The organism is Chryseobacterium sp. FP211-J200 (assembly GCF_001643375.1).
Classification (GTDB): Bacteria; Bacteroidota; Bacteroidia; order Flavobacteriales; family Weeksellaceae; genus Epilithonimonas; species Epilithonimonas ginsengisoli.
Map to the genome: position 1 here is coordinate 1 of NZ_LSHB01000015.1, position 5917 is coordinate 5917.

Genomic DNA, 5917 nt, shown 5'->3' on the forward strand with positions numbered 1-5917 from the left:
GAGGTGGCTCTCTTGTTTTGTTGTCTTAAAAATAAAAAAACTCGCAGACCAGGTGCAACAAAAACACAAATAGGCACAATTACTCAACTAACTAAAAAATTGGCCTGCGAGAAGCTCTTCAAACAAAAACCCCACAGATCTTACAGACACAAGTACAAATGATAAGGGACTACTCCGATTCAAAACTGCTTGACCTGTGGGAAAACTAAAATTACGGAGAAAGAACTTATGACTTTTTCTGAAAACTCGCCAGTTTCAGGGCATTCCTGATCAGCTTACCTGGGCGAAACACTGCTTTCACACTCTTGATGCTGTTGGCAGAAACATCCTTTTCATTTTCTGACCCTACACTGGAGCCGCCGGCCTGCAATGTGAAGTATTCTCCTACATACACGATCTTGCCATCTGCAATATCTATTGCGATCTTGCCAAATGTACTTTCCAGAACGGCAGGATATCTGCATGGGAAACAGTGGACATCTCTGCGGCATATCTTGCCAGATCTGCCAGGGTGGTTTTGCCCTCGCCTACGATATTGGCGTAATACTTTGATGGGGCATCCAGGTCTCTTGGGTTTTTACGTGGTACCACGTTGAATTTGATTGACATACGTTTTGTGTTTTATTTGTTTATAATTAAATGTTTACGAACGAGATAAAATTAAAAATTTTAATTAAACAAAAAAGCAAATTGATAGGATTTTTTGAACTTGTAGATAAAAATCTACAAACATTACTAAAACATCAAGTTGTTTTGGACAAGCCTTGCAGATGTCCTATCCATCGGACTTGCGAAAAGGGGATTTTTGAACTATAATTTGCTCATATTTTTGACTTTTCCCCTTCCAAAGTGTCCATAAAAAAACCCTTAGCCGAATTGACTAAGGGATGATAATTTTCTTATAACTCCTTCAAAGGGTCCCAAAAGAGGATCTTGAAGTCTTTGATCTTCCAGTTTTCCTGTACGACCACATTTTCTTTTTCTAAGCGTTCTCTAAAAGATGGAACTGATAGTTTTCCTGTGCTACTGATGACCCTGTGCGCCGGGACATCTGCCGGACATCCGCCCATGGCATTGCCTACGTGGCGGGAATGGTTGGGATAACCCACCGCTTTTGCCACCGCGCCGTAGGTGGAAACCCGTCCTTTCGGGATGAGCCTCGTGATCTCATACACCTGTTGTTTGAATAGGTCGTTCATTTTTTTATTTAAATTAATTTATATCAACAAAATGATTTAAAAAAATACCTTTTTGTTTTTTCATTTAAATCTCGACAGCTACTTTTAGATTCCTACGTAATGACAAACTGTATGTTATATCAAGTTCTTTAAATATTAAAACTCAAGCAACTTAAGCTTCAACTGGACGCCGAAGTTATCTTTGAAGTTCGTGGTGTTGTAATGACCAACTCTGTAGAAAAACGCCAGATTGAATCTTGAACTTAAGAAGTTGTTGTACTCAAATCCGATCTCCTGATACAGATGGTCCAGCGGAGAGAAGTTCTCTACCATATGATACTCTGGGTTCTTCATATCGCCCACGACACCTCTGTAGATAATATCGAAGCTGGAAGTATTCTTTCCAAAACTTTTGAAATACCAAGGAATCCTGTGGGAGACGTAGTAACCGGCAAACTTGTCATTGAAGTATTTCCCAGACGTCATGGTCGCAAATCCCAAATAACTGGTCAAAGAGAAGTTGGATAAGATGCCTGTGCCGCTGTTGGCATCCAGACCACCCATCTCGAAGGTGTGCCAGATCGGTGCTTTACCAACGTAATAACCTCCGTAGACACGGGCCAAAGTTGTTCCCCAAGAGCTACGGAACTGGTGCGTCAGCAAGGCATCGAACCTGCTGTAGTTGAACTCACCGCCCAGGCTTTTGTAGCCTTGCTCATAATTAAGGAAAGCTTCTGGGAAGTTCTGCTCGTAGGTATATTTGCCGTTTGGCGTCATAATGTTTCGGCTAAATGGAGAGAATTTGATGGTTGCCAATGAACTGAAATTCTCAAACTTTCTGGACATCCCCATAAACTCGTAAGGATAACCCGATTCCTCATTCTGCTTTTTACCAGAAATATCCAGGGTCAAAGAGTTTGTAAGGTCTACCTGATAGCCAAGTCTGAAGCCGTCGTACTTATAATATTTGTCGTTTCGGATGGTCATTCCACCGTTGTTGATGGCCATCTTCGCACTCCAAAGATTCTGGCTGAATCGTCCGGAAGCCGCTACGTCATTAAAATATTCGATGCGGAAGAATGAGTTTCTTTCTAAAGTTGTTTTGAAATCTACCCCAGCACCATATTTGAAACTGCGGTCTTTGAAACCATAAGCCAAATAAACATCGGGAGAAATATATTTGTTGAATTTCTCATTCAGTTTAAAACCTGCTCCTAATCTGAAACCTTCGTACCGGTTGTATCTGGTTTGCAATGGATTGATGTCCACCATTCCTACCGTAAATTTCGCTCTAAGCAAAGCAGTAAGGACCTGAACTTTTCTGTCTAAGGTATATTTTTTACCAAGACTGTCAATCTTCACATAAGTCAGTTTTTCTCTTGCGGATAGGCTGTCTGTTCTGTATTGGTTCAATAGCGTTCCATCGGCGTTCTCAACACTCATCGTATAACCACTGAATTGAGAAGGCTTCAGTTCCACAGGTGTTTTGAAATCGAAATAATCGGCTTTCAGGTACGCATAGTTCCCGAACTTTTTCACACCGTCGAGTCTTGCTTTTTTCTCTTCGGCCGTTTCATTATCCTTCTTTTGCACGGTATTAAATTCTGAAACACCCATCTTTATTTTCAGGTTTTCTGTTTTCAAAAACCATTTATCATTAATAGGAACCCAAACGGAAGTGATGTTTCCATCCGACTTCACTTTGCTGTTGCTGTCAATTTTCTTGATGGCGTAGGAATCTTTGTCGATGTAAAGATAACCGTTGTATTTTCTTCTGTTGATGGGAACTTTATAATCCACCTGACGGAATCTGATGACGTAATTCATTCGCCCTTCGATTTCAATGGAATCTGTCAGGAAATATCTGTAAAGGCTTCTGTTCTCAGGTAGAATCTCTCTTGGGATTTTGTCTCTGTTGGATCGTAGAGCAAGCATTTCATAAACCGGATTTTTCAAACCGGAGATTCTGTTATCCAAGACATTCACTTTTTCGCCGTATTTTTTGGAATAGAGAAATTCCATCGCGCGTTCCCATAGAAACAACTTGCTGTCTTTGGCAACAGACATCATCTGCTCGCCTTCAATAGAATCTTTTTTGTCTTTTTCCTTTTTAGGAAGCAATCTGTTGGTCGCTCGGGAAAGCGAATCTTTCCTTGCCTCCACGAATCTTGAGTAATCCTTGATGCTGTCTTCATCCAAATCGAATGACATTTTCTCGTAAGATTTATAGGAATAAGAATCCAAGGCATTCGGGGAATTATCTTTGAATTTTTTGAAAGTCTGGTCAATGATTGCCAAAGCGCGCGGATCACTTTCGTTGGAAAGCGTCACGCCTTGTATTTGGTTTGACTTGATGTTATCGCGGTCCAGCGCCAGTTCCATCACTTTATCAACCACGACTTCATCGCCGATAAAGTTGTCTATCTCTACATCCACCTTCGGACATTTGGTCGTGAAAGTGACGATTCCCTTGTCATTGGTTCTGCCCAAAACTCTGCCGTTGCAGGAAACAGCCGCACCTTTGATAGGCTTTTGATTGTCCGACCTCGTAACGGTAAGTGTGCTTTGTGAATAAAGCATCGAGAAGGAAATTGAGAAGAAAAGCAGGTAAAGCGATTTCATCATAGTTTTAAGTTATTTTTTAAATTAGGTATTAACCTTAAGCTGTAGGCAATTTATCAGCCAAACATTTAAATTTATGAAAATAAAAAACATCCCACAGATAATATGAGATGTTTCGAATAGTTTATTGACGATTTCTTAGTTCAGTTCGAAGTAATTGAGGTTGGCATTTCCCGCTTCGAAGTAGAGTCTTAATTTGTTTTCGCCTTTTACTAGAGCTACATTATTTACAGAAACCGTTTTCCAGATTCCTTTGCCTGTTGGCGGTAATTTGACATTTGCCAGGTCGTCGCCTTCATCAGTTTTAATAACCAATTCAGAAGCTTGACTGGATTCATTATTATATCGAATACTGGCTTTGTACTTTCTCGCCTGAGCGCTTTTCACAGTATATTGCAGCCACTCGCCTTTTTCGGTTTTCCCGACGAAATACTTGTTGGTGATTTTGTCTTTGCAAAGGTAAATATCAACGCCATCATTTCTCATTTTATTCCCTGAATTCCATTCCGTACGATTGCCGGTTGACACCCAAACGTTCTGAAAATCATTGTCCGAATAAGCACTACCGAATCTTCCCAAATCATAGTCTGTTGCAAATATTCTTCCCGGAGCAACGTGCTTTTTATAAGGTTTCGTTGATTCGTCATTCACTTGTCGGAACATCGCATCGATGACATCTTTTTTGACTTCCACATTTTCCATTTTGTAGTTGTCAGCGATTTTCATCAATGTTTTTCTTGCAAATTCCTTAGTAGGTTTTTGTCCGCCGTTTTTCCAATAGTTCAGTAATTTTTGATAATCCGGAGTGATTTTCACATTCGTCACGCCAGCAATATTATCAATCTTTTTCATCGGCCAATAAGCATAACCGATGTTGTTTTTCAATAATAACTGATTAAGTTCTGTAAACCAAACATTAGAATTTTCGCCAGTCTCGCCCAACCAAACCGGAACATCCAGCTTTTGACGCATATCTATAATATTCTGAATAGATTCTGGCGCGTTGGTCGTCCAATATTTGTGAAAACTCAAGACCAAGTTGTCGTCCCAAAGTTTCGGCAAACCGTTGTAATTATTTCCCCAACCATTTCCTTCAAGAATGATAATGTGGTTTTTGTCCACTTCTCTAATGGCGTCCGAAATATCTTTCTGAAGTTTCCAAAGCGGCGCGTTGGACATCTCGTCGGTTCCGTTTGGATTCTTTCCCGTGAAAGGGTAATTCGGCTCATTGATAAGGTCATAGCCAGCAATCCATTCTTTGTCTTTGTAGCGTTCTGCCAGTTTTTTCCAAAGCGCGATGGTCTTTTTTTGATTCTCCTCGCTTTCCCAAAGATTTGGTTTTGATTTGTCGTTATCAGAAATATTCGCATCATTCCCTTGTCCGCCAGGTGCAGCGTGAAGGTCTAAAATCAAATAGATTTTGTTGTCTTCGCACCACTGCAGAAGGTCATCTGTCATTTTGAAACCTTGCTCCAACCAAGTATTTTCGCCTTTCACTTTTTCTTTCTCGATTGGTAAAGTGTACAGGTCATAATGCATTGGAAGTCGGATGGAATTAAATCCCCATTTTGCCAAGGAATCGATGTCTTTTTTGGTGATTCCGTTTTTGAGATAGGCTTTGTAAAATTCATTTTTGCCATCTTCTCCTGCGACTTCCGCAATCTTTTCTTTGATTTTGAATTGAGGTCCTGCGAAGTCATCGGTCTTCAGCATATAACCTTCCTGAAGCATCCATCCGCCCAATCCGAGACCTTTCAGATAAATATTTTCGCCTTTCGAATCCACAATTTTCTGACCTTGAGTTTTCAAAAACCCTTGAGCTGTCCCGAATTGAGACAATAAAAGTACAGAAAAAAATACGAGTCTCTTCATAATTTTGATTTTGATAAAGATAATATAATTTTTCTATCGGAAAAGGAATTTTGAAAACTTTAAATCTTAACTGAATTTCATATTCTGAATACGAACTGCATTGAGGATTGCAAGCAGCGCAACACCAACATCAGCGAAAACCGCTTCCCACATATTGGCCAATCCACCAGCTCCTAAAATCAATACAATTATTTTAACTCCGAAAGCCAAACCTATATTTTGATAAAACCCGTAGTGCATTATAA

General features: G+C 40.1%; 5 protein-coding genes. All 5 read right to left on the reverse strand.

Going from position 1 to position 5917, the window contains the following annotated elements:
• Positions 1-226: 226 nt before the first annotated feature.
• Positions 227-394, reverse strand: a complete 168-nt coding sequence (locus tag AXA65_RS20365) for a hypothetical protein (RefSeq protein WP_165596566.1) — start codon at positions 392-394, stop codon at positions 227-229.
• 20 nt (positions 395-414) lie between these two features.
• Complete coding sequence (locus tag AXA65_RS20370) at positions 415-609, reverse strand: hypothetical protein (RefSeq protein WP_086048091.1); 195 nt, start codon at positions 607-609, stop codon at positions 415-417.
• A gap of 290 nt (positions 610-899) precedes the next feature.
• Positions 900-1199: an MGMT family protein gene (locus tag AXA65_RS06195; RefSeq protein WP_063969259.1), complete on the reverse strand. Its 300-nt coding sequence runs from the start codon at positions 1197-1199 to the stop codon at positions 900-902.
• Positions 1200-1334: 135 nt separating this feature from the next.
• Positions 1335-3803 carry a hypothetical protein gene (locus AXA65_RS06200; RefSeq protein WP_228391633.1) on the reverse strand — a complete coding sequence of 823 codons (2469 nt, stop codon included), beginning with the start codon at positions 3801-3803 and terminating at the stop codon, positions 1335-1337.
• Positions 3804-3938: 135 nt separating this feature from the next.
• Positions 3939-5672, reverse strand: a complete 1734-nt coding sequence (locus AXA65_RS06205; RefSeq protein ID WP_063969260.1) for a cellulase family glycosylhydrolase — start codon at positions 5670-5672, stop codon at positions 3939-3941.
• Positions 5673-5917: the final 245 nt, after the last annotated feature.

Bases quoted from the DNA above. Each gene is read 5' to 3' on its own strand.
- AXA65_RS20370 (WP_086048091.1), bottom strand. From the start codon at position 609: ATGTCAATCAAATTCAACGTGGTACCACGTAAAAACCCAAGAGACCTG.
- AXA65_RS06195 (WP_063969259.1), bottom strand. From the start codon at position 1,199: ATGAACGACCTATTCAAACAACAGGTGTATGAGATCACGAGGCTCATC.
- AXA65_RS06200 (WP_228391633.1), bottom strand. From the start codon at position 3,803: ATGATGAAATCGCTTTACCTGCTTTTCTTCTCAATTTCCTTCTCGATG.
- AXA65_RS06205 (WP_063969260.1), bottom strand. From the start codon at position 5,672: ATGAAGAGACTCGTATTTTTTTCTGTACTTTTATTGTCTCAATTCGGG.